General features: G+C 68.2%; 22 protein-coding genes. 5 read left to right on the top strand and 17 right to left on the bottom strand.

Annotated elements, in window-relative coordinates; genetic code table 11:
* Positions 1-24: 24 nt before the first annotated feature.
* The 3 genes from HF886_RS03865 to eccCa form a co-directional block, all read right to left on the bottom strand.
* Positions 25-390 (bottom strand): WXG100 family type VII secretion target, encoded by a 366-nt coding sequence (locus HF886_RS03865; protein ID WP_296551762.1) that lies wholly within the window; start codon positions 388-390, stop codon positions 25-27.
* A 139-nt stretch (positions 391-529) separates the two neighbouring features.
* A complete protein-coding gene (locus tag HF886_RS21365) occupies positions 530-2011 on the bottom strand; it encodes a type VII secretion-associated protein (RefSeq protein ID WP_169651623.1) in 1482 nt (493 codons plus the stop codon).
* Positions 2008-5994 (bottom strand): type VII secretion protein EccCa, encoded by a 3987-nt coding sequence (gene eccCa / locus HF886_RS03855; RefSeq protein WP_169651622.1) that lies wholly within the window; start codon positions 5992-5994, stop codon positions 2008-2010. The genes HF886_RS21365 and eccCa overlap by 4 nt, the downstream gene beginning before the upstream one ends.
* A gap of 250 nt (positions 5995-6244) precedes the next feature.
* On the opposite strand from eccCa, the gene eccD reads away from it, so the two are divergent.
* Both eccD and mycP read left to right on the top strand, forming a co-directional pair.
* Positions 6245-7702, top strand: coding sequence for a type VII secretion integral membrane protein EccD (gene eccD / locus HF886_RS03850; protein ID WP_169651621.1), 1458 nt, complete (start codon positions 6245-6247; stop codon positions 7700-7702).
* A gap of 4 nt (positions 7703-7706) precedes the next feature.
* Entirely contained in the window at positions 7707-9080 is a 1374-nt protein-coding gene (gene mycP / locus HF886_RS03845) for a type VII secretion-associated serine protease mycosin (RefSeq protein ID WP_169619947.1), read from the top strand.
* Positions 9081-9084: 4 nt separating this feature from the next.
* Here mycP and eccB read toward each other — a convergent pair whose 3' ends face one another.
* Positions 9085-10536, bottom strand: coding sequence for a type VII secretion protein EccB (gene eccB / locus HF886_RS03840; RefSeq protein ID WP_169651620.1), 1452 nt, complete (start codon positions 10534-10536; stop codon positions 9085-9087).
* A 104-nt stretch (positions 10537-10640) separates the two neighbouring features.
* On the opposite strand from eccB, the gene eccE reads away from it, so the two are divergent.
* Positions 10641-12269 carry a type VII secretion protein EccE gene (eccE, locus tag HF886_RS03835; RefSeq protein WP_169619949.1) on the top strand — a complete coding sequence of 543 codons (1629 nt, stop codon included), beginning with the start codon at positions 10641-10643 and terminating at the stop codon, positions 12267-12269.
* Between the two features lie 9 nt (positions 12270-12278).
* Here the strand turns inward: eccE and HF886_RS03830 are convergent, their stop codons facing one another.
* Positions 12279-12854: an NAD(P)H-dependent oxidoreductase gene (locus HF886_RS03830; protein ID WP_169619950.1), complete on the bottom strand. Its 576-nt coding sequence runs from the start codon at positions 12852-12854 to the stop codon at positions 12279-12281.
* 20 nt (positions 12855-12874) lie between these two features.
* Positions 12875-13456: a TetR/AcrR family transcriptional regulator gene (locus HF886_RS03825; protein WP_169619951.1), complete on the bottom strand. Its 582-nt coding sequence runs from the start codon at positions 13454-13456 to the stop codon at positions 12875-12877.
* Positions 13457-13512: 56 nt separating this feature from the next.
* Here HF886_RS03825 and HF886_RS03820 point away from each other — a divergent pair, with 56 nt between their 5' ends.
* Positions 13513-14655, top strand: a complete 1143-nt coding sequence (locus tag HF886_RS03820) for an acyl-CoA dehydrogenase family protein (RefSeq protein WP_169651619.1) — start codon at positions 13513-13515, stop codon at positions 14653-14655.
* Between the two features lie 37 nt (positions 14656-14692).
* Here the strand turns inward: HF886_RS03820 and HF886_RS03815 are convergent, their stop codons facing one another.
* From HF886_RS03815 to infA, 10 genes are all read right to left on the bottom strand, one after another.
* On the bottom strand, positions 14693-15013 hold the full coding sequence (locus HF886_RS03815; RefSeq protein WP_169651618.1) for a transcriptional regulator: 321 nt from the start codon (positions 15011-15013) through the stop codon (positions 14693-14695).
* Entirely contained in the window at positions 15006-15587 is a 582-nt protein-coding gene (locus HF886_RS03810) for a hypothetical protein (RefSeq protein WP_169619954.1), read from the bottom strand. The genes HF886_RS03815 and HF886_RS03810 overlap by 8 nt, the downstream gene beginning before the upstream one ends.
* Positions 15588-15720: 133 nt before the next feature.
* Complete coding sequence (gene truA, locus HF886_RS03805; protein WP_169619955.1) at positions 15721-16638, bottom strand: tRNA pseudouridine(38-40) synthase TruA; 918 nt, start codon at positions 16636-16638, stop codon at positions 15721-15723.
* A gap of 5 nt (positions 16639-16643) precedes the next feature.
* Positions 16644-17195 carry a 50S ribosomal protein L17 gene (rplQ, locus tag HF886_RS03800; RefSeq protein WP_169619956.1) on the bottom strand — a complete coding sequence of 184 codons (552 nt, stop codon included), beginning with the start codon at positions 17193-17195 and terminating at the stop codon, positions 16644-16646.
* Between the two features lie 30 nt (positions 17196-17225).
* Entirely contained in the window at positions 17226-18287 is a 1062-nt protein-coding gene (locus HF886_RS03795; RefSeq protein WP_169619957.1) for a DNA-directed RNA polymerase subunit alpha, read from the bottom strand.
* Between the two features lie 99 nt (positions 18288-18386).
* Entirely contained in the window at positions 18387-18992 is a 606-nt protein-coding gene (rpsD, locus tag HF886_RS03790; RefSeq protein WP_169619958.1) for a 30S ribosomal protein S4, read from the bottom strand.
* Positions 18993-19018: 26 nt separating this feature from the next.
* Positions 19019-19432: a 30S ribosomal protein S11 gene (rpsK, locus tag HF886_RS03785; protein ID WP_072699591.1), complete on the bottom strand. Its 414-nt coding sequence runs from the start codon at positions 19430-19432 to the stop codon at positions 19019-19021.
* Positions 19432-19800 carry a 30S ribosomal protein S13 gene (rpsM, locus tag HF886_RS03780; RefSeq protein WP_072699592.1) on the bottom strand — a complete coding sequence of 123 codons (369 nt, stop codon included), beginning with the start codon at positions 19798-19800 and terminating at the stop codon, positions 19432-19434. The genes rpsK and rpsM overlap by 1 nt, the downstream gene beginning before the upstream one ends.
* 212 nt (positions 19801-20012) lie before the next feature.
* Positions 20013-20126, bottom strand: a complete 114-nt coding sequence (gene rpmJ / locus HF886_RS03775; protein ID WP_003938068.1) for a 50S ribosomal protein L36 — start codon at positions 20124-20126, stop codon at positions 20013-20015.
* 90 nt (positions 20127-20216) lie between these two features.
* Entirely contained in the window at positions 20217-20438 is a 222-nt protein-coding gene (gene infA, locus HF886_RS03770) for a translation initiation factor IF-1 (protein WP_005140011.1), read from the bottom strand.
* Positions 20439-20622: 184 nt separating this feature from the next.
* Here infA and dtd point away from each other — a divergent pair, with 184 nt between their 5' ends.
* Positions 20623-21060 (top strand): D-aminoacyl-tRNA deacylase, encoded by a 438-nt coding sequence (gene dtd, locus HF886_RS03765; RefSeq protein WP_169651617.1) that lies wholly within the window; start codon positions 20623-20625, stop codon positions 21058-21060.
* 9 nt (positions 21061-21069) lie between these two features.
* Here the strand turns inward: dtd and map are convergent, their stop codons facing one another.
* Positions 21070-21867 carry a type I methionyl aminopeptidase gene (gene map / locus HF886_RS03760; protein WP_169619960.1) on the bottom strand — a complete coding sequence of 266 codons (798 nt, stop codon included), beginning with the start codon at positions 21865-21867 and terminating at the stop codon, positions 21070-21072.
* Between the last annotated feature and the right edge of the window lie 10 nt (positions 21868-21877).

Below are 21877 nucleotides of genomic sequence, written 5' to 3'. Positions count from 1 at the left end.
TTCAGCTGGATTCGGGACCGGGGATCAGAACGAACCGCGGAGAAGGGAACCGGCACCGGGGTCGACGGCACCGAGCGCCCGTGCGTTCTCCTGTTCGGTCGCGTCGTAGGACCGGCCGCTGGTCCGCACCGCTTCCGCGAGTTCGTCGAGCGCGGCGGTCAGGTTGGTATTGTTGACATTCCAGCGCTCCATGATTCCGGCGAAGCGCGTGGCGGACACACCTCGCCACACGGACGGTGCGGACTGCACGACGTCGCCGAGCACTCGGAGAATCCCCACGAGTTCGTTGCGAGAATCCTGAAGTTGCCCCGCGACCACCTCCATGGTTGCGACATCTGTGCTCAAGCCATTCGAGTGGCCGGACCCTGCTCCGGCCGACGGTTCGGTCACGAGTGCTCCTTCGATCGTTCCGCGCACCGGCTGTCTCAGCCCCCCAGTTGGTCTGAGCCGGATTGCGCCTACACAAGGTTGGACGCCGCAACCGGCCGAGCGGTTCCCTCGGATCCGGAATTCGTTTTCCAGCGTGTCTTCACCCGGTCCGGAGGGTGTGCACCGCCTGCTCGCACTCGCGCCGGATCCCTGCCCACTCACCGTCGAGGAACTGGCAACCCACCGCGACCTGCAACCCCGGGAAGACCACGACCGACCACCGGACCTCGGAGAAGTCGTCGGGCACTTCGGTGTAGGCGATCACACTCCGGTCCGCGAATGTGGTGTCGGCGTCCATATTTCGAATCACCCGGCCGCGTTCCTCCGCCCGTGTCCCGAGCACCGCGGCCACGGCATGCTCGTCCATGCCGTCGGCCAGGACGCTGTGCACGATCACGATTCTCCGGTCGGTGCCCGACGCCGGGACGAGTTCCGCACGCCCCGAGTCCGCCGATTCCGGCGTTCGCAGGCGCCAGGAACCGGGCAGGTCGAGGCGCACCGGCCCGATCTCGAAGCGAGCCGGCCGACCCGTGCCGGGCTGTGAGAGATCCGGGTCTGCGGCCGAGGCCGGGCTGTCGGTGGCACCGGCGCCGTCGCCGGTCGTCCCGGCACCCGCCACGGATCCGGAGGGCGCGGGGGCGCCGACCCACAGGGATACCGCGGCGAGCAGACCGACGCTCACCACCGCGAGGATCACTTTGGCGGTTCGCCCGTTGCGGGTGGCAGGAGTTCCCGGTGTCCGTACCTCGTGTAGCCACGGCACCGTCGAGGCGGTCTCGGCGGGGGCGGTCTCCTGGACGCGGCGGCCGGACACTGCCGCCACCATCTCCGCGGCAGCCACCGGCACGGTCGGGACGGTGCCGGCGATCCGGTTCGCTATCTGCTCGCACGCCGGCCCTCCCGCCGGTTCGCCCGGTGCACCGGTCACGACCAGGACACAGGAGTCTTCCCGGCCGTCGTTCACCGCTGCGATCAGCGACCTGACCGCCCCTTCCGCAGACACGGTGTCTCCTGCATCCGCCGCCACGAGGTCGTCGACCAGGATCTCCGGATTCCGGGCGACCCGGTCGACCGCCGGACCGTCATCGCGCGACCCCGGCGTGACCGAGACAGCGGTGACGCCTCGCTCGGCGAACTCGAGCACGACGTACCGCTCGGCATCGCCTTGGTGCGCGGCACGACATGCCGCAACGGAAACCGGAACCAGCAGCACGTTGTGCGCGACCTGACGCGCGGCCGTGTCCAGTAGGCGGCGGCGACGCTCGTTCCACCAGGTCGGGTGCACCACGACGGCTGTCGCGACCATCGATGGCGCACCCACGGCCGCGGCGGCATAGCGCACGAGTCCGGTCAGCACGGGTCCTGGCTCGTGGCCGTCCGTTCGCGGCGAGCCAACCGCAGCGGGGTCGTCGACCCTGTCGGTGACGTCGATCGCGTCCGGAGAGTCGAGAGCCGAGTCGCCGAACACCCAGCCGCCGCCGAACCGAGCCGCGACCGCGGGTACCGATCGTGACGTCTCGCCCCATTTCCCCCGCACCCACCCCGGCAGCACGGCCAGGATCAGCACTTCCGGCGACGTCACGGCAGCGGTGACCATGCGGTCTGCACGAGCGACGCGCCGTCGCGGCGCACGAGCAGTCCTCTTCCGGCCGGCATGGGCGACGGGCGGGCCGAGCCCACCAGCGCGCCTTCGTCCCGATTGCCGCTCATCACCAGCCCGGGACTGGAGAGTTCGCGCAATCGGGCCAGCACCGGTTCGAACAGTGCCCTGCCCGCGCCTCCGGCTCGGCGCGCCACCACGAGGTGCAGACCCAGGTCCTTGGCTTGCGGCAGATACTCGAGCAGCGGGGCCAACGGATTCTGGCCGCTCGCCGCAACCATGTCGTAGTCGTCGACGATCACGAAGACCTCCGGCCCGGACCACCACGAACGGTCGCGCAATTGCTGTTGAGTCGTCCCCGGCCCGGGCAGTCGCCGCTCGAAGATCCCGGCGAGTTCCTGGGCCATCGTGGCCAGCACACTCGCGGCCGGTGCGTAGCCGCCGAGGTGGTCGCCCTCGACCACGCCGAGCAGGGTGCGGCGGTAGTCGCCGACGATGATGCGCACCTGGTCGGAGGTGTTCGACTCCATCAATCCTCGGCAGATCCCACGCAGAACGGCTGTCTTCCCGCAGCCGGAATCACCGAATACGAGGAGATGCGGGCTGTCGGTGAAGTCCACGGCGACCGGCGCGAGTTCCGCCTCGTCGATGCCGATCGGGATCGTCAGACGCACCGCGGGCGGCGCATCCGGGCCACTCGGCCATCCGCGGGGCAGCGCCGCGAGCAGATCGGCGCGATCGATGGTGTCGGGCAGCATCCGGACCCTCGGTGCGCGTCCGCCGGGCGTCGCGGCGGCGATCGCGGCGACCGCTGCCGACACTCCGGCGCCGAGATCGGTGGTGTCCGTGACACCGTCCACGCGCGGCAGCGCCACGAGGATGTGCAGCCCGTCGCGGTCGATCCCACGGCCCGGTCTCCCCTCCGGCACCGTCGCCGCCTTCTTCCGTCCGTACTCCGAATCGGACGGATCCCCGAGGCGCAGTTCGAGTCGCGTGCCGAACTGATCCCGCATCGCCGGACGGACATCCCCCCAGCGGGGCGCACTGAGCACCACGTGGATACCGTACGAAAGCCCCTGGGACGCCAAAACACTCACGACCTGCTCGAGAGCCTCGAAGTCCTGCCGGATACTCGGCCATCCGTCGATCACGAGGAAGACATCGCCGAACGGATCGGTGGACGTGCCGGGTGCGCCGCCGGCCCGGCGGCGGCGAAACTCCGCCATCGACTCGATACCCTGCTCGGCGAACAGTCGCTCTCGGCTCCGCAACAACGACACGAGTTCCGCCACGGTACGCCGCACCCGATCGGCATCGAGACGGGTTGCGACCGATCCGACGTGAGGCAGCGCTGCCAGACCTGCGAGCGCACCGCCTCCGAAGTCGAGACAGTAGAACTGCACCTGCTCCGCGGTATGCGTCAGGGCCGTCGACACGACGAGAGTGCGCAGCAGCGTCGACTTTCCCGCCTGGGGACCGCCCACGATCACGACGTTGCCGGCCGCACCCGCAAGATCCACCACGAGAAGGTCGCGGCGTTGATCGAACGGCCGGTCGACGATGCCGACAGGAGTCCGCAGGGGGGCGAGCTGGGGTACCTCGCCCGTGAGGACCGAGCGCGGCACCAGCGCATCGAGAGTCGGAGACTCCTCGAGGGGAGGAAGCCACACTTCGTGCGCGGGTGTTCCGTGTCCGCGGATCCGGTCCACGACGAGGTCGAGGAGGCTACGGCCTCCTGCGGCCGCCGTGTCGTCCGTAATGTCCGGTGCCGGGACCGCCTGCGGAACAGGATCGTCGAGCGGAACGGCGCGCGCGGTGAACACCCGGGGCCGCAGTGCACCGGTGACTCCGTGCACCGCAGTCCGCCGGGACGGGCGTCCGGACACCGAGGGCCCGGAAACGTACGCCGCGGCGAACCGGACGATCTCCGCCGAATCCGACTTGAGGTAACCCGCACCCGGCGCCGACGGCAGATGGTACGCATCGGGAACGCCGAGGACGCTGCGCGATTCGTTCGCAGAGAACGTCTTGAGGCCGATGCGGTAGGACAGGTGACTGTCGAGCCCTCGCAGTCGTCCCTCGTCGAGTCGCTGGCTGGCGAGCAGAAGATGCATGTGCAGCGAGCGCCCCAGCCGTCCGATCGCCGCGAACAGGTCGGCGAATTCCGGTTGCTGCGAGAGAAGTTCGGAGAACTCGTCCACGACGATGAACAGCGCCGGGAGCGGATCCAGGGGAGCGCCCGCCGCACGTGCCTTTTCGTAGTCTCCGACGTTGGCGAAGTTTCCGGACGCCCGGAGCAACTCCTGCCTCCGGTTCATTTCACCCTCGAGTGCGTCCTTCATCCGGTCGACCATTGCGAGTTCATCCGCGAGATTGGTAATGATCGCCGCTACATGGGGAAGGCCTTCGAGCCCCAGAAAGGTTGCACCGCCTTTGAAGTCGACCAGGACGAGATTGAGATCGTCGGGCGAATGAGTGGCGACGAGCCCGAGGACAAGTGTGCGCAGTAACTCCGACTTCCCTGATCCCGTCGCTCCGATGCACAGACCGTGTGGGCCCATCCCGTTCTCGGCGGCTTCCTTCAGGTCGATCTCCACAGGTCTGCCGTCGGGATCGACACCGATGGGAACCCGCAGACGGTCGCGTCCCCGGCGTGGAACCCATGCTCGGCCGGGATCGAAGCGCAGCACGTCGCCGACCCCCACAAGGTCCTGCCAGGTGGCCGGACTGTCGTCGAAGTTGTCGCCTGCCGAAGCCTGCGCGACCACGCGATACGGAGCCAGACGGCGCGCGACCGTCTGAGCCCGTGGCGCGCTGACGGAATCGGCGTCGGCGAACGATTCGACCTCCACGCCGGATCGTGCGCCGACAGAGCCGTCCTCCACCACGAGTTGGAGACCGCGAGCCGACGCGAGTCGCGGCGCGAAACCCGACAGGTCGAGGATCGTCAGCGAATCCAGCCCGTCCTCGAGCAGTCCCGACCCGGACCCCGACACACCACCGTCGACCACGACGACGAGCTGCGGAACTCCCTCGAAGGCCGGGGCATTGCGTGTGAAGCGTCCTCGGGTCGAGAGGACCGGAGCGAGGTCCGTCTCCAGTTCGAGGACCGAGCCGAAGACCATTCGCGCGCTCCCCGCACCGTCGCGGGCGTCGGGGTGCTGAACATGCGGGAGCCATTTGGCCCACTCCCATTCCGCGGCGGTGTCCGGTCCGCAGACGACCGCTACCCGAAGGACGTCCGGCCCGTGAAAGGTGCACAACTGAATGAGCATCGCGCGCACCAGAGACCGGGCGGCCTGCCTGTCTCCGGCGAGTCCGATCGCCGCAAAGCCTCGCAGTGCGACCGCCGTGGGCAGCGCGGGTACCACCGAGTGGGCGCGCACAAATCGCCGGAGGGAGACCGCCGCGACCGGCTCGAGATCTTCGAGCGGACCGGTGTCCGGTGCGACGAGGCGGGTGGCGAGTCGCTGCCCGCCCCGTCCGACCCGCACGTGGCAGAAATCCGCGTCGGTGCACCGCCGTTCCCACATCCGCGCGGTGCCGACGAGAGTCCAGAGCAGGGCGGGGTCGGGGTGTGCCCATTCGAGCGACTTGCGCTGTTCGCCACTGGTTTCGGTGACCTCGCGCCGGACCTGGTCGAGATACCGGAGATAGTCTTTGCGGTCTTCGTCCACCTCGGAGGTCTTCGTTCCTCCGCGCCCGCCGTTCGCGAGCATGCCGACCATCGAGACGACCATCATGATCGGGAAGATCATCGCCATCGGACTCCGGGCCATGCCGGAGGTGAACATCAGCGCCATCATGCCGATCATGGCCGCCACCATCACGAGCGGCAGTAACCTCACCAGCAGATTCCCTGGCGTCGGACGCGGAATATCGGGCGGCGCTTGCACACTCAACTCGCCGCTCGGAGCCCGCGGAGCCTCCTTGCGCGCTGCGCGCACGAAGCGCTCGGTACTCAACGTTCGCCACCCCCGGAACACCGCATCCCACAACCGTCCCCCGACGGCCGACCCCCACGGTCCGAGGAAGGGTAGCGCACGACGCAGACATACAGGGCACCTCGTGATCGGGTCCTGCCGGCGACTCCGTCACGAGACACCGACCGGCGCGTGTCGTATGGTCTGCGTCGTCCCGGTCGGCGCGGTGCACATCCGAGGGGAGCCGCGCGCAGCGGCCGGCGACCGAGTGAACGACGGGGGAAGAAGAGCGATGACGTCCGCGCAGACCGGATCCGAGCATCACGGCGCTGTCCAGGCTCCGGACCTGTGCCGGATCACGGTGCTCGCGCAGCACACCGAGGTGGATCTCGCTCTTCCCCTCGGAGTTCCTGTGGCGCTGCTGATTCCCGGCATCGTGGACCTCGTCGCATCGCACCGGGCTGCGAACCGGTTCGATCTCACGCCCGAGCAGGTGGAGCCGGGGGCGTGGACGCTCGCCCGGATCGGTCATGCGCCGCTTGCGGGTGCGCTGAGCCTCGACGAACACGGGGTACGCGACGGCGAGTTGCTCGTCCTGGCCGATGCCGGATCTCCTGCACCTCCCCCGCTGTTCGACGACGTGATGTATGCGGTGGCGGTGGAGGGCAAGGACAGCTTGCGCCGGTGGGGTGCCGCTCCCGCGGGTGTGCTGGCAACGGTGCTCGCTCCGGCGGCGCTCGCTGCGGGCTGTTTTTCCCTGCTGCAACTGCCGGCGGGTCCTCACCGACTCGTGGCGGGCGCGATCGCGGCGGTGCTGGGCGTTCTGCTCCTGGTCGCGGCAGCGGTCGTCTCACGCGGCTACGGCGACCCGCGGACAGGGCTCCTGCCCGCCGTCTGCGCGGTACCGCCGGTGTTCGCCGCGGGAGTGCTGCTCGTGCCGGGCAATGTGGGGCCTCCACAACTACTGCTCGGGGCAGTGCTGGTCGGTGCGGCCGCGGTGATCGCCTTACGAACGGCCATGGTCGGTACTGCGACGTTCACCGGTGTCGCCGCCGCTGCGGCAGGTGCGGCGGTCGCACTGGTCCTTGCGTCGACGGCCGGTGCGGGGCCGCACGCGGTCGGGGCGGGCACGGTGATCGCAGCCTTGCTTCTCGTGGCTTCCGCGCCACGTCTCGCAGCGGTTCTCGGCCGCCTGCCCGTACCTCCGGTACCCGTACCCGGAACGTCACTCGACCCGGTATCGCCCGATCCGGAGGCAGCCGCTCCGCTCCCGTCGTTCGGGGAACTCGAGGCGCGGATAGGACGCGCCCGCGCGCATCTGACGGGGCTGGTCTACGCCGCGGCCGCCCTGGCTGTCGGCGGCGCGTGGTGCGCGGCCTATCCGGTGGCCGGGGCGGTGTCGTGGCCGGGGGTCGGTCTGGCCGTCACCACCGCGGTCGTGCTGATGTTCCGGGGCCGCTCCTACACGTCCGTGACCGAAGCGGTGCCGCTGGTGGTGGGCGGCGCGACCATCCTGATCGGGCTGATCACCGGAGCGGCGGTACTCGCCCCGGTTCCGCCGTGGTTCGTCTCCGCCGCTGCCCTGGCAATGTTCGCCGGCGCGATCGTGTTCGGTGTGGTGGCGCCCCGCCGTCAGTTCACGCCGGTGCAGCGCCGGATCGCGGAACTGACCGAATACACCGTGATCACGCTCATCGTTCCGCTCGCGTGCTGGGTCGCGGGCTTGTACTCCGCGGTGCGGGGGCTGTGAAGGGATGCGACGGCCTGCGGCGTCCGCCTGCGTTGTCGTCATCGCGGCTGTGATCGCAGGCGGCGGCAGTCCGGCAGCGGCGAGACCACCCGTTCCGGATCCCGCCCTTCTGCCGTCCGGTGGCACTCCGGCGCCGCCGGACGCCACGGAACAACGCATCGTGTGCTCCGAACCGGAGGAGGCACCGGACGGGCCCCAGATGCCCGTTGCCCAGCGGATTCTCGATTTCGAGTCCGTCTGGCCGCTCACCCGGGGCGCGGGGCAAGTCGTCGCGGTCATCGACACCGGGGTGCAACCCCATCCCCGGCTACCCGCACTGCAACCGGGTGGCGATTACGTGTCGACAGGGGACGGCACGGACGACTGCGACGCACACGGCACACTCGTCGCAGGTCTCATCGCGGCTGCCCAGGTTCCCGGATCCGGGTTCGCCGGTGGTGCGCCCGATGTCCAGCTGATCACGATTCGCCAGTCGAGCGGACGGTACTCTGATCGGGCACGCGCAGACGACGACACCGCCCGCAATGCCACCGGTTACGGCGACGTGCGCACACTCGCCCTCGCGCTCCGTCGAGCGGTGGATCTGGGTGCGACCGTCGTGAACATCTCGGAGGTGGCATGCCGGACCACTGCCGAAGGGCTGTTCGACGGCCCCTTGGGTGCGGCGGTGCAGTACGCCACCGATGTCGAAGACGTCGTCGTGGTCGTGGCGGCCGGGAACACCGATACCTGCCGCCCCGGCAATCCTGGATCGCTCGATCCTGCTGCGCCCGAGGACGATCCGTGGAATTCTGTAACGACTCTGGCGTCGCCGGCTTGGTACGACGACTACGTGCTCGCCGTCGGCGCTGTCGAACCCGACGGCACCCCGTCCGAATACAGCCTGCCCGGCCCGTGGGTGGATGTCGCGGCACCGGGCAGCGGACTGGTCTCCTTGAATCCCGGCACGGCGGGTCTCGTGGACCAGGTCTGGGGATCGAACGGGCCGCAATCGATTTCCGGTACCAGTTTCGCAGCGCCACTGGTCGCGGCGACTGCGGCTCTCGTGCGTGCCCGGCACCCGCACCTGACCGCACGTGAGGTGATGGCCCGGATCGAGGCGACCGCGCACGCCCCTGCCGAGGGCTGGAATCCGCGGGTCGGCCACGGGATCGTGGATCCGTACGCAGCCGTCACTGCCCCACTGTCGGCGAACCGTTCATATCCGGTAGAGGCGCGTCCACCCGAACCGCACCCGCTCGCTGCCCCCGCAGACACTCCCCCGCCGGACAACCGGTCGCGCACCATCGCGCTGATCGCTGCGGCCGCTGTGTGTATCGCGCTGGTGCCCGTCGTGTTGCTGTCGATCCCGCGGCGCCGTCTCGGCGCGCGGACCTGAGCTGTCAGCCTCCCGCGCGTAGGGGTGCGGGGCTCGGGTCCGGTGCAACACCGTCGTGTGCGAGCAGCGCCTCTGCCCTGCCGAGGGCGGGACCGGGTGCGAGGAGTTCCACCATCGGCCACGGAGCGCGGACCGGGTCCGACAGACCCAGGGCTGCCGCGGATTCACCGTCCACGATGCCGTACCGGACCCCGGTGTCCGCGACATAGAACAACGGGCCGGCGCGATCGCTACCGGGTGTCACGGCCGTCGTGCCGAGGTACACGCCCCGCCCCGGCGGAACGTACACGGCGTCGGCGTTCGGGCCGGCGCCGTCCGCTTGCGCCGGTACCACCGGGACGGCGTCCTCGGCGAGGGGGAGCCCGGTGCCGGCCGACAACCCCAGCGTGGAGCGGTTCCGGTCGTCCCCGGGTCCCGTCGGGTCCCAGGTCAGACACGCCACGGGAGCGTCAGCCGGCTCCACGATGTCGGGAATCACGGCGGGGAAGGTCGCCACCGCAAGCTCCCGCACGGCGGGCGCATCCTTGAGGACGTCCGGCGGTACGACCGGGATCTCCGCCGCCCCCTGGGAATCCGACGCGTGCAGGATCTGCGCGGTCGCGCGCGACACCTCTTGAACGCCGTCACGCAGCACGACATGGAAACTCTGCCCATCGGGTTCGGTCAGCGCCACCACAGATCCGACGGGCAACCCGCGAACGTGCACGCTCGGAGCACCGCCCGCACCGGGAATCACCGGAGCGGCGAGAGCAGGCACTTCGGGAATCGCGCCCAGGAGGCCGGGACTCACCGGACGAGCCCGCGTCACATCGAGACCGAGCACGCGCGTCAACGCACGGTCGTCCGGATCGATCTCGGCTCGAACCCCGTGGTACACCAAGTAGAAACGATCGTCGGACGAGACGAGAAACGCTTCGTCGTCGCGCAGGGGTGTATTTCTGCCACTCTCCGGCTCGCCGACGACGACGGCGGTCGTCACGGCGAGCATTCCGTGAGGTTCGACGGTGTCGCACACGGTCCACGGCCGATCGTCCGCACCGTGTGCCAGCGACGACGGCGCCCCCGGGATCCCCACAAGAGGGCCACGGGGGCGATCCGCCAGCTGGTCGTCGGCCACAACGACCGGTTCGACAGGCGAGCCGAGCACGAGGCGTGCGGACGCGAGGTTGAGGGCGGGGTGGAAGGTCCCGTCGATGGCGACATACAGCGCGCCGGACTCGCGTCCGACGACGACGGTGGCATCCCCGATCCGGTCCTGAGGCCGGAACAGCGCCAGCGCGGCGCAGCCGGCGAGTCCGAGGCAGGCCACGACCGTTCCCACGGCGAGCGCGCGGGATTGGGAGCGAAGCGGGTCGTGGATCATCCGCACATCGCGTCGCACCAATGCGTGTCCCATGCGCCGCATGAGAAATCTGTATCCGCTGACCTGCCATCGCGTGGTCGGCTGTGCTGCCATGCATCTCCCCCTGTGCGGCACGCTCTCTGCCGCAACACAGTACAGTTCCGCCGGGAAGTCCGGTGGAGCGCAGGGGGCGCGGCCGGGCGGGATCGGGGGGAGACATGGCTGGGGCTTCGGCGGCGGCGGGACGGACGAAATCCGTTGCCGTCACTCGTCTGGTGATCGCACAGATCTCTGCGGTGGCGGTGTGGGCCGCAGTGCACGGTGCCACCGGGCGGATGTGGCCGGCGGTAGCGGCGGGCGCGCTCGTCGCGGCGGCCCTGATCATCCCCGTTCGCGGAGTCGATGCGATCACGTTCGCCTCCACACTGGTGCGCTACCGGTTCGGACGACGCGGACACGAAGCGGTCCTGCGCGACTTCCCGCAGCCGGCCGGGCGCCCGATCGGTCTGAGCTGGGACGCTCCATACGTGACGGCGGTCGTCGAAGTCGTGTCGCGGCCCGGGCAGGTCATGCGACTGGGGCGCGACAGCGTCGAGGCCGAGGTCACGCTGCCGCTCGACGCGATCGCATCGTGCCTGCGCCGGCACGACGTCACCCTCGACGGGATCGATGTGGTGACGCACGGATGGCGGGTACGCGATTCGAGCCCGGCAGGGCAGGTCTACGCACACCTGCTGGGTCCGCTGCCCGCTGCAGCCGAGCGAACGGTCTGGCTCGCTCTCCGTCTCGACGTGTCGACCTGTGGTGAGGCGATCGCCCGGCGCGGCGGCGGAGCGGAAGGGGCGGCACGCACCGTCGCGGCGGCGGCGCGGCGCGTCGTGCGAGTGCTCGACGAAGGAGGTTGTGCGGGAATCATTCTCAGCGCCTCCGACATCGAGAACGCGTCGCGTCGCGTCGCGCACGGTGTCGCGCCCGCCGAATTCGCGCGGCACCCACATCACGTCCCCCTCCCGATGGGCTTCAACAGCGGTGGCTACTTCGACCCCCGCCGATTCGGTCGGCGAGCAGCGACCAGCGTGTGGACCTATCCCGCCCTCTCCTCGACACTCGTGGTCCGGCTGCGGCCGGGAGATCATGGCGCCGTCCGGGTCGCGGGATCGGCTCGGTTCACCACGAGATCACCTGTCGTTCCCGCGCTGCCCGGACTCCGCTGCCCGTACGGGCTCGACCGGGAGTCGTTGACCGCCGCCTTGCCGGTCGCGGCTCCGCGGCTCGAGCACGTGGCGCCGTTGCGTGATGTGAGTGCCGGCGAACTGGATGGGCTCGCACTGCCACCGGGCGGTTGCGGTCAGCTCATCGGTTCGGACGATGCCGGGCGTGCGGTCACCGTGCGACTCTTCGGCCCCGGGATCCGCTCTGTGCATGTCGCGGGTGAGTTGTACCTGGCACAGCAGGTCGTGTTCAGAGCGGTGGCCGTGGGAGCGCGGGTTCTCCTGTACACCGACCGGGTCGGTGCGTGGCGACCACTGCTCGACGGTGCTGCCGGACCGGATCGGCTTCGCGTGGCAGGTGAGTACGCCGACGACCGGAAGTTCGACACCGTGGTCTACGACGGCGTGCGGCCCACGACGGTTCCGCCCCAGGTCAGCGCGATTCACGTGCAGATGCACCCGGACAGCCTGCCCGGAGAACGCCCCACGGTCTTGCTTCACCAACCGGGCGCATCGGGAGACCGGATCCTGCTCACGACAGCCGGCACCCGCGTGCGCCTCACGCTCGTGACCATTGCCGCCGAGACCACCCACATCGGACGGCCGCGGAGTCCCGAACCTGTTCCGGTGTCCTGACTGCCCCGCTCAGCCGGGATATTCCGTGCGAGCCTGCCCCGCCCGCACAGTCCGCGCCCACCAATCGATCTGGTCGAGCATGCGCTCCGCCGCATCGATCGCCGCCCCGTCGGTGGTGGTGCCGTCCTGCGCGAACGCGTGCTTGACGCGGTGGAAGCTCACCGATTCGCGGACCGGTACCATGTGCACCTCGACGACGACCTGCCGGAGTTGCTCGACGGCGCGCAGACCGCCGGACAGCCCGCCGTAGGAGACGAATCCGATCGGTTTGGTGCGCCATTCGTGTTTCACGGTGTCGATCGCGGTCTTGAGCGCGGCCGGATAACCGTGGTTGTACTCCGAGGTGACCACGACGAACGCTTCGGCCGCGCCCACCCGGCGGGTGAACGCGTCGGCTTCGGGCCCTCCCGACAGATCCTGCGGTAAGGGAGTGTCCGCGAGGTCGATGATTCCCACATCGAATTCTGCTCGGCGCCGAGCGGTCTCGGCGAACCAGTGGGCGACCACCGGTGCGACGCGTCCGGCGCGCACGCTGGCCACGACGATCTCGAGGCGGACCGGCCCGGTCCCGATCTGTGGGTCCATGCCTGCGATCCTAGGCTCGGTCAGGTGGTGAGACCGTGCGTCAGGAGCGCCGCCAGTTCGCGGTAGGCCTGGGCGTCGGCCAGTCCCGTCGCCTCGGCGACCTGCCGTTGCTGGATTCGAACCATGACGGACGCGACGACGTCGGCGACGAAGGCCGCGTGCACGTCGCGGAGATCGCCCGCGTCGACACCCTCGGAGATCAGCGTGCGCACCCGATCTGCCGCCATCCGGGTGTTGCGCTCGTACACCTCGCGGGCGACGGGAGTTCGGGCGATGTCCTCCATGAAGCGCGCGGATGCCGGTTCGAGTTGCCGTCCGACCGCCTCGAGGTAGGTGCGGATCCGCGCTTCCGCTCCTGTACTGCGTGCGAGTTCTGCTTCGACGCGCTCGGTGGCACCCCGGAAGAAGTGCACCGTGACGGCGTAGACGAGCCGGTCCTTGTTCTCCGCGAGCGCGTAGAGCGTGGACTTCGAGCAGTGGAGGCGGGCGGCTATGTCGTCGAGGGTGAGGTGCGTGAAGCCCTCGGCCAGAAACATCGCGACGAGCTGGTCGAACAGTTGGGCCCGGCGCGCTGTCGTCCGGCGCGTCTCCGCTCTTGTCATACTTACGACAGTACTGCAGTATCGTTCTCAGTACTGTTTTCTGAGGGAGGAATCCTGTGGCTGTCGAGCGTCTTCTGCCCACCCAAGAGGCCTACGACCTGATCGAGCTGACCCGCGACGTCGCCGACAAGGTCTTGGCCCCGCGCGTCGACGAGCACGAGCGCGCCGAGACGTTCCCGGAGGGTGTGTTCCCGGCACTCGGTGCGGCCGGACTGCTGAGCCTGCCGTACCCCGAAGAGTTCGGCGGCGGCGACCAGCCGTACGAGGTCTACCTCCAGGTCCTCGAAGAACTCGGAGCCCGGTGGGCTGCGGTCGCGGTCGCGGTGAGTGTGCACGGCCTCTCCTGTTTCGCTCTGGCCACCCACGGCACCGACGAACAGAAGAACGCGTGGCTTCCGGACATGCTCGGTGGCAACACCATCGGCGCATACAGCCTGTCCGAGCCGCAGGCCGGATCGGATGCCGCCGCCCTCGCGTGCCGGGCGACCGCGGTCGACGGTGGATACCGCATCACCGGATCGAAGGCGTGGATCACCAACGGTGGCAAGGCCGATTTCTACACGCTGTTCGCTCGTACCGCGGACACCGGTTCGAAGGGCATCTCGTGTTTCCTCGTGCCCGACGGAACCGAGGGCCTGAGCTTCGGCAAGCCCGAGGAGAAGATGGGCCTGCACGCGATTCCCACCACCGCAGCACATTACGACGACGCGTTCGTCCCCGCCGACCGCCGTATCGGCGCCGAAGGCCAGGGGTTGCCCATCGCGTTCAGCGCGCTGGATTCGGGCCGCCTCGGCATCGCCGCCGTTGCCACCGGTATCGCACAGGCAGCGCTCGACGAGGCCACCGCCTACGCCAAGGAACGCAAGGCGTTCGGCAAGCGCATCATCGACCACCAGGGTCTCGGATTCGTCCTCGCCGACATGGCGGCGGCAGTGGACTCCGCCCGCGCCACCTACCTCGACGCCGCGCGCCGCAAGGACGCGGGTCTCCCCTACTCGCGCCAGGCCTCGGTTGCGAAACTCGTCGCGACGGACGCCGCCATGAAGGTCACCACCGATGCCGTGCAGGTGCTCGGCGGCTACGGGTACACGCGCGACTTCCCCGTCGAACGGTTCATGCGCGACGCCAAGATCACGCAGATCTTCGAGGGCACCAATCAGATTCAGCGTCTGGTGATCGCACGGTCCCTCGCCGGCTGAGCCGACCGGCGGTCTCCGGCACCGGGCGAGTCTCCGTCTAGTCGTGCGCGCCGATCAGCGCGCGGAGCGCGGCGATCTCCGCGTCGAGCGCGGCGCGACCGGACGGGGTGATCGTGACCCAGGTACGTGTGCGTCCTTTGCCTTCTTCACGCGTGCTCTCGAGCAGTCCCGCGTCGACGAGCACTTTGAGATGACGGTTCAGATTTCCGTCCGTCAGGCGCAGCGTTTCTCGGAGCACCCCGAATTGCATCGACGCACCGTCTCGGAGAAGCGAGAGAATTCCGAGGCGGGTGCGTTGGTGGACGACGTCGTCGAGGCCGAGCGTCGGATGCTCGTCCGGAGAAGACGTGTCAGGCATGTGCACGTCCCGGATCCGCCTGCGCGAGTTCGACCATGGCCGCCGCGACCGCTCCCGTTCCGACGACGAGCGTCATGATCACCCCTACGTTCCCCCAGCCACCGAGCGCGACGACCACGATCGCCACCGCGGTCGCTGCGGCGAAGAAACCGGTCGGCGCCGATCGCCACATCAGAGCGAATATCCCGAAACCGCAGGCGATCACGAGCCAGGGCAGGAAGTCTGCGCTGTCCCCGGCGAACCACAGCAGGAAGCCGGCGACGACGAGGAGCATCACGACGCCGGTTGCGAACACGATCGTGCCGCGCATCATCGGTAACTGCACGCGACGGGTGGCGAAGTACCACCCCGTGACCACCGCGGAAAGCGGAGCCACGACAGCCCAGTAACCCGTCGCGTTGCCGCCGAGCAGAAGCGCGGCCGGTAGTGCCGCAAACACCGCGACGGACACGACGAGAAGTGGGAACCACGCGGGCGACGACAGCCTTCTCCCCTGCCGCGACCACTGGTCGATGTCGGTGATGAGATCCCGCGCCTGGTCGGCGTCGCGTTCACTGTGCGAGGGAGGGTTCATGCCGTTCACTTTGCAACGCAAAGTGAGCAGTGTCAATGGGTCGGCGCCGACAATCCGGTAACGCTGCAGCAGAAGACGGCAGGACTCCCGCTGCGCCGGCCGGCGCGACAGGACATGGGACGGGACGAGACCGTCAGCAGCAACCCGGCACGATGGGCCCGCGGACTTCGCGGGTCGCGACGTTGCGTGCGGCGAGTTCGTCGTCCGCCGGATAATCGACGCGCACGAGCGAGAGTCCGTGCGCGGGCGCGACGGCCACCGATGCGGCGCGCTCGCGCTCCTGCAGCAACGCGGTCATCCATTCGACGCTGCGCCGGCCCTCACCGACGGCGAGGGCAGCACCGACGAGGCTTCGCACCATCGACCAGCAGAACGCGTCGGCGCTGACATAGGCGGTGAGAATGTCACCGTCCCGCGACCAGTCGTAGCGCTGGAGTTCACGGACCGTCGTGGCACCGTCGCGGCGTTTGCAGAACGCGGCGAAATCGTGCAATCCGAGAAGCGATCGGGATGCGCGCTGCATCGCCTCGAGGTCGACGGTCTTCGGCCACGCCACGGTGTCGCGCGCACGCAACGGCTCCGCACCGTACGGCGCCGTCGTCAATCGGTATTCGTAGTGGCGGCGGATCGCGGAGAACCGCGCATCGAAATGCTCCGGCGCCACGGAGATTCCGGTCACCCGGATATCGCGCGGAAGGAACCGTGCCAGTCGCCGGATCCAGCGCGAAGGGTCATCGGGCAGTGCCGCGGTGGGAACGTCGACGTGCGCGACCTGACCGGAGGCGTGCACCCCGGCGTCGGTCCGGCCCGCGACGGTGAGCAGCACAGGGGTACGCACGATCGCGCCGAGTTTCTCCTCGATCTCGCCGCACACGGTGCGGCGGCCGGGCTGTCGTGCCCATCCGGAGAAGTCGGTGCCGTCGTACGCGATGTCGAGCCGGAGCCGGGTGAGCTCGGGCCCGTCCGCAACAGCGGGGTCGTGGGAAGCGACGAGCCCGCCGCCCTCGGAAGGGTCGGCGGGCTCGTGTGCTTCAGCAGATGCCGAAACCAAGGGAACTAGTCCTTCTTGGCCTCGTCGGCATCGGCGGCCGTAGCGGTGTCGTCCTCGATCGACTCGATGACGGCATCCGCGTTCTCGACCTGGGCATCGGTGGCGTCGGCCTCGACGGCCTCCACCACGTTGTCCTCGGCAGCCGGAGCAGACTGCGACGCGGCGACGCGGCGAGCGCGATCCGCCTCGTTGCTGACCGTCTTCTCACGGACGAGCTCGATGACCGCCATGGGGGCGTTGTCGCCCTTGCGCGGCATCGTCTTGATGATGCGGGTGTAGCCACCGTTGCGATCCTCGAAGGAAGGACCGATCTCCGCGAACAGCGTGTGGACGACGTCCTTGTTGCGGAGGACCTTCAGCACCTCACGACGCGAAGCCAACGTGTTGGCCTTTGCGTGCGTGACGAGCTTCTCGGCATACGGGCGCAGGGCCTTGGCCTTGGACTCGGTGGTGGTGATGCGGCCGTGCTCGAAGAGCGCGGTGGCCAGGTTGGCGAAGATCGCCTTCTGGTGCGAGGCCGACCCGCCGAAGCGGGCGCCCTTCTTGGGCTTGGGCATGATTTTCTCCTAGTAACGGACCGTGAGCTGCTACAGCTGCTCGGTCTCGGCGTAGTCCTCGTTGCCGTCGGGCTCACTGAAGGAGCCGGGCTCGGTATCGCTCCAGGTACCGGTCGCGGCGTCGTAGCCGGCGACGGTGCTGGGGTCGAACGAAGCGGGGCTGTCCTTGAGCGACAGGCCGAGCGAGTGCAGCTTGACCTTGACCTCATCGATGGACTTCTGACCGAAGTTGCGGATGTCGAGCAGATCGGACTCCGTGCGTGCCACGAGCTCACCGACGGTGTGAACGCCTTCGCGCTTGAGGCAGTTGTAGGACCGGACCGTGAGGTCGAGGTCCTCGATCGGAAGTCCGAAGGAGGCGATGTGGTCGGCCTCGGCGGGCGAGGGACCGATCTCGATACCTTCTGCTTCGACATTCAGCTCACGAGCCAGACCGAAGAGCTCCACGAGGGTCTTGCCCGCCGAAGCGAGCGCGTCCCGCGCCGTGATGGAGTTCTTGGTCTCCACGTCGAGAATCAGCCGATCGAAGTCGGTGCGCTGCTCGACGCGGGTCGCTTCCACCTTGTACGTCACCTTGAGCACCGGCGAGTAGATCGAGTCGACCGGGATACGGCCGATCTCGGCGCCGGACGCCTTGTTCTGGACGGCGGGGACGTAGCCGCGACCGCGCTCGACGACGAGCTCGATCTCCAGCTTTCCCTTGTCGTTCAGGGTGGCGATGTGCAGGTCCGGGTTATGGATGGTGACACCGGCCGGGGGGACGATGTCGCCGGCCGTAACGGTGCCGGGACCCTGCTTGCGGACGTACATGGTGACCGGCTCGTCCTCTTCCGAGCCGACCACGAGGCCCTTGAGGTTCAGGATGATGTCGGTGACATCCTCCTTCACCCCCGGAACCGTGGTGAACTCGTGGAGCACGCCGTCGATGCGAATGCTGGTGACGGCTGCGCCCGGGATCGAGGAGAGCAGGGTGCGACGAAGCGAGTTGCCGAGTGTGTACCCGAAGCCAGGCTCGAGGGGTTCGATGACGAACTTCGAACGGTTGTCAGCGATGACCTCTTCGGTCAGGGTGGGTCGCTGCGAAATGAGCATCTGTTGCCTCCTTGTGGGCGTCCGCTATTTGACGCCCTGGTGGATGGGTGTGTGTTTCTCCGGCCCGAAGGACCGGAGAAACACACGGCACGAAGTGCCTTACTTCGAGTAGTACTCGACGATGAGCTGTTCCTGCAGCGGGACGTCGATCTGTGCGCGCTCGGGCAGCTGGTGAACCAGCACCCGCAGACGCGAACCGACGACCTGCAGCCAACCCGGGATCGGGCGATCGCCCTGGGTCTCACGGGCCACCTGGAAGGGCAGCGTGCTCAGCGACTTCTCGCGGACATCGATGATGTCGTACTGCGAGACGCGGTAGCTGGGAACGTCGACCTTCTTGCCGTTGACCAGGAAGTGGCCGTGGCTGACGAGCTGACGAGCCTGACGACGCGTGCGGGCGAGGCCGGCACGGTAGACGACGTTGTCCAGACGCGACTCGAGGATGGTCAGCAGCACCTCACCGGTCTTACCGGGACGGCTGGCGGCTTCCTCGTAGTAACGACGGAACTGCTTCTCCATGATTCCGTAGGAGAAGCGAGCCTTCTGCTTCTCCTGCAGCTGGAGCAGGTACTCGCTCTCCTTGATCCGCGCGCGGCCGTGCTGGCCGGGCGGGTAGGGGCGGCGCTCGAAGGCCTGATCGCCTCCGACCAGGTCGACGCGGAGACGACGCGACTTACGTGTAACGGGACCGGTATAACGTGCCATGACTTAGAACCTTTTCCTTTCCCGTATTAGACGCGACGCCGCTTGGGCGGACGGCAACCATTGTGCGGCTGGGGCGTGACGTCGGAGATGGTGCCGACCTCGAGGCCTGCGGCCTGGAGGGAGCGGATCGCGGTTTCGCGGCCCGAACCGGGGCCCTTCACGAAAACGTCGACCTTCTTGACACCGTGCTCCTGCGCCTTGCGGGCAGCGCTCTCGGCGGCGAGCTGGGCGGCGAACGGGGTCGACTTGCGCGAACCCTTGAAGCCGACGTGGCCCGACGACGCCCAGGAGATCACGTTGCCCTGGGGATCGGTGATGGACACGATGGTGTTGTTGAAGGTGCTCTTGATGTGAGCGGCGCCGTGCGGAACATTCTTCTTGTCCCTGCGCCGTGCCTTCTGGGTCTTCTTCGGACCGGCGGTGCGTGACTTGGGAGGCATTACTTCTTCTTTCCTGCGACGGTGCGCTTCGGACCCTTGCGGGTACGGGCGTTGGTCTTGGTGCGCTGTCCACGCACGGGCAGACCACGACGATGCCGCAGGCCCTGGTAGCAGCCGATCTCGATCTTGCGGCGGATATCCGCCTGGACCTCGCGGCGGAGGTCACCCTCGACCTTGTAGCTTTCCTCGATGTGCTCGCGGAGCTTGGCGAGATCCTCGTCGGACAGATCCTTGCTGCGCAGATCCGGGTTCACGCCGGTCGCCGCAAGGATTTCCTGGGAGCGCGTACGGCCGATGCCGTAGATGTAAGTGAGTGCGATCTCCATCCGCTTTTCACGGGGTAGATCGACACCTGCGAGACGTGCCATGTGGCATTCCTATTCGGTGTGCGGAGGTCTTCTCCCAGCCCGTCCCCTGCGTCGAAAAACTGTGTAAGTCGATAAACACAGTGGGGCCCCGGCCTCCGAACCGGGGGTTGATCGCACAGCTCCTCGACTGATCGAGGATCGTAACCGTGCGACTGGTGCTGGAAGGTCTTCTTTGCTTGTTGCCAAGCAGATCTTCGAGACGAAGGTCCGATCTAGCCCTGACGCTGCTTGTGACGCAGGTTCTCGCAGATCACCATGACCCGTCCGTTACGACGGATCACCTTGCACTTCTCGCAGATCTTCTTGACGCTAGGCTGAACCTTCACGTGCGTCCGATCTCCTGTATGTGCGCCCCCGGACACGGCTGACCGCGACCGAAGACAGGGTTCCCCCCGACCGTATAGCCGGGGAAGCTTCTACTTGTACCGGTAGACGATGCGTCCACGCGTCAAGTCGTAGGGCGAAAGCTCCACGACCACGCGGTCCTCGGGAAGGATACGAATGTAGTGCTGGCGCATCTTGCCGCTGATATGGGCCAGAACTTTATGACCGTTCTCCAGCTCGATGCGGAACATCGCATTGGGCAGTGGTTCGACAACCCGGCCCTCGACCTCGATTGCCCCGTCTTTCTTAGCCATATCCTCCGCGATCCGTCGTTCGATGTGTGGTTGCATCGGCATCCGATACCGTGACGCTCGGCCTCCGGAAGTCGCGCGAATCGAGATTCGACACGTACCGACCCGGAGCGCAGCGCGCACCACCGGTCAATGCTACGGGAGTTTTCCCACCAGGCCAAATGGAGACGGACGAGGAGGACACGAGTTGCGGGCGCTGATTCAGCGGGTGACGACCGCGTCGGTTGCGGTGGAGGGCGACGAGGTTGCCCGGATCACTCCCCCACCCGGCGGGCACGGTCTGCTCGTGCTCGTGGGGGTGACCCACGACGACGACGCGGCGACAGCGGCGACACTCGCCCGCAAGGTGTGGACGATGCGCATCCTCGACGACGAGAGATCTGCGTCCGATGTGGGCGCTCCGGTGCTGGTCGTCAGCCAGTTCACGCTGATGGCCGACACCCGGAAGAGCCGGCGGCCGTCCTGGTCGGCGGCGGCGCCGCGCAGTGTGGCGGAACCTCTCGTCGAGGAGTTCACGTCCGCGTTGCGTGCGCTCGGCGCACACGTCGAAACGGGAGTGTTCGGCGCACACATGGAGGTGAGCCTCGTCAACGACGGGCCGGTGACCCTGATCGTCGAGGTGTGACGAACGCCGCTACTCGGGGCGCAGCGTGAGGATGCGCGGGCCCGACTCGGTGACCGCGACGGTGTGCTCCCAATGCGCGGCGCGGCTGCCGTCCGACGTGACCACGGTCCAGTCGTCTTCGAGCACCTCGGTCTCGTACGTGCCGAGAGTGAGCATGGGCTCGATCGCGAGCACCGATCCGACCACCAGTTGCGGTCCCTTGCCAGGCGCGCCTTCGTTCGCCAGGAAGGGCTCCATGTGCATTTCGCGGCCGATGCCGTGGCCGCCGTAGCCGTCCACGATCCCGAAGGAACGGCCGAACAGCTTCTCGGCGGCGTGCGTGCCGTTCTCGATCGCGTGCGAGACGTCGGTGAGACGGTTGCCCGGAAGCATCGCCGCGATACCGGCTTCCATCGACAGCCGCGTCGCCTCGCTCAGATCGGCGTCGTCCTGTGCGAGTTCACCGACCCCGAATGTCCATGCCGAGTCGCCGTGCCAGCCGTCGAGGATCGCGCCGCAGTCGATGGAGACCAGATCGCCTTCGGCGAGGATGTCGTCCGCCGACGGGATGCCGTGGACCACGCGGTCGTTGACCGACGAGCAGATCGACCCGGTGAAACCGTGGTATCCCAGGAAGGACGGAACGGCGCCCGCATCACGGATCACCGCTTCCGCCACCCGGTCGAGTTCCAGGGTGCTCACGCCCGGCTTCGCCGCATCCCTCACCGCAACGAGTGCGGCACCGACGATCGCGCCGGCAGCCGCCATCGCGTCGAGTTCACCGGCCGTCCGGAACGGAACCACCTTGCGCTTGCGCCCGAAACCCATGTCGAAACTT

The sequence above is a fragment of the Rhodococcus sp. 105337 genome, assembly GCF_012844225.1.
Lineage (GTDB): Bacteria > Actinomycetota > Actinomycetes > Mycobacteriales > Mycobacteriaceae > Rhodococcus.
This window is presented reverse-complemented; position numbering and strand designations above follow the sequence as displayed.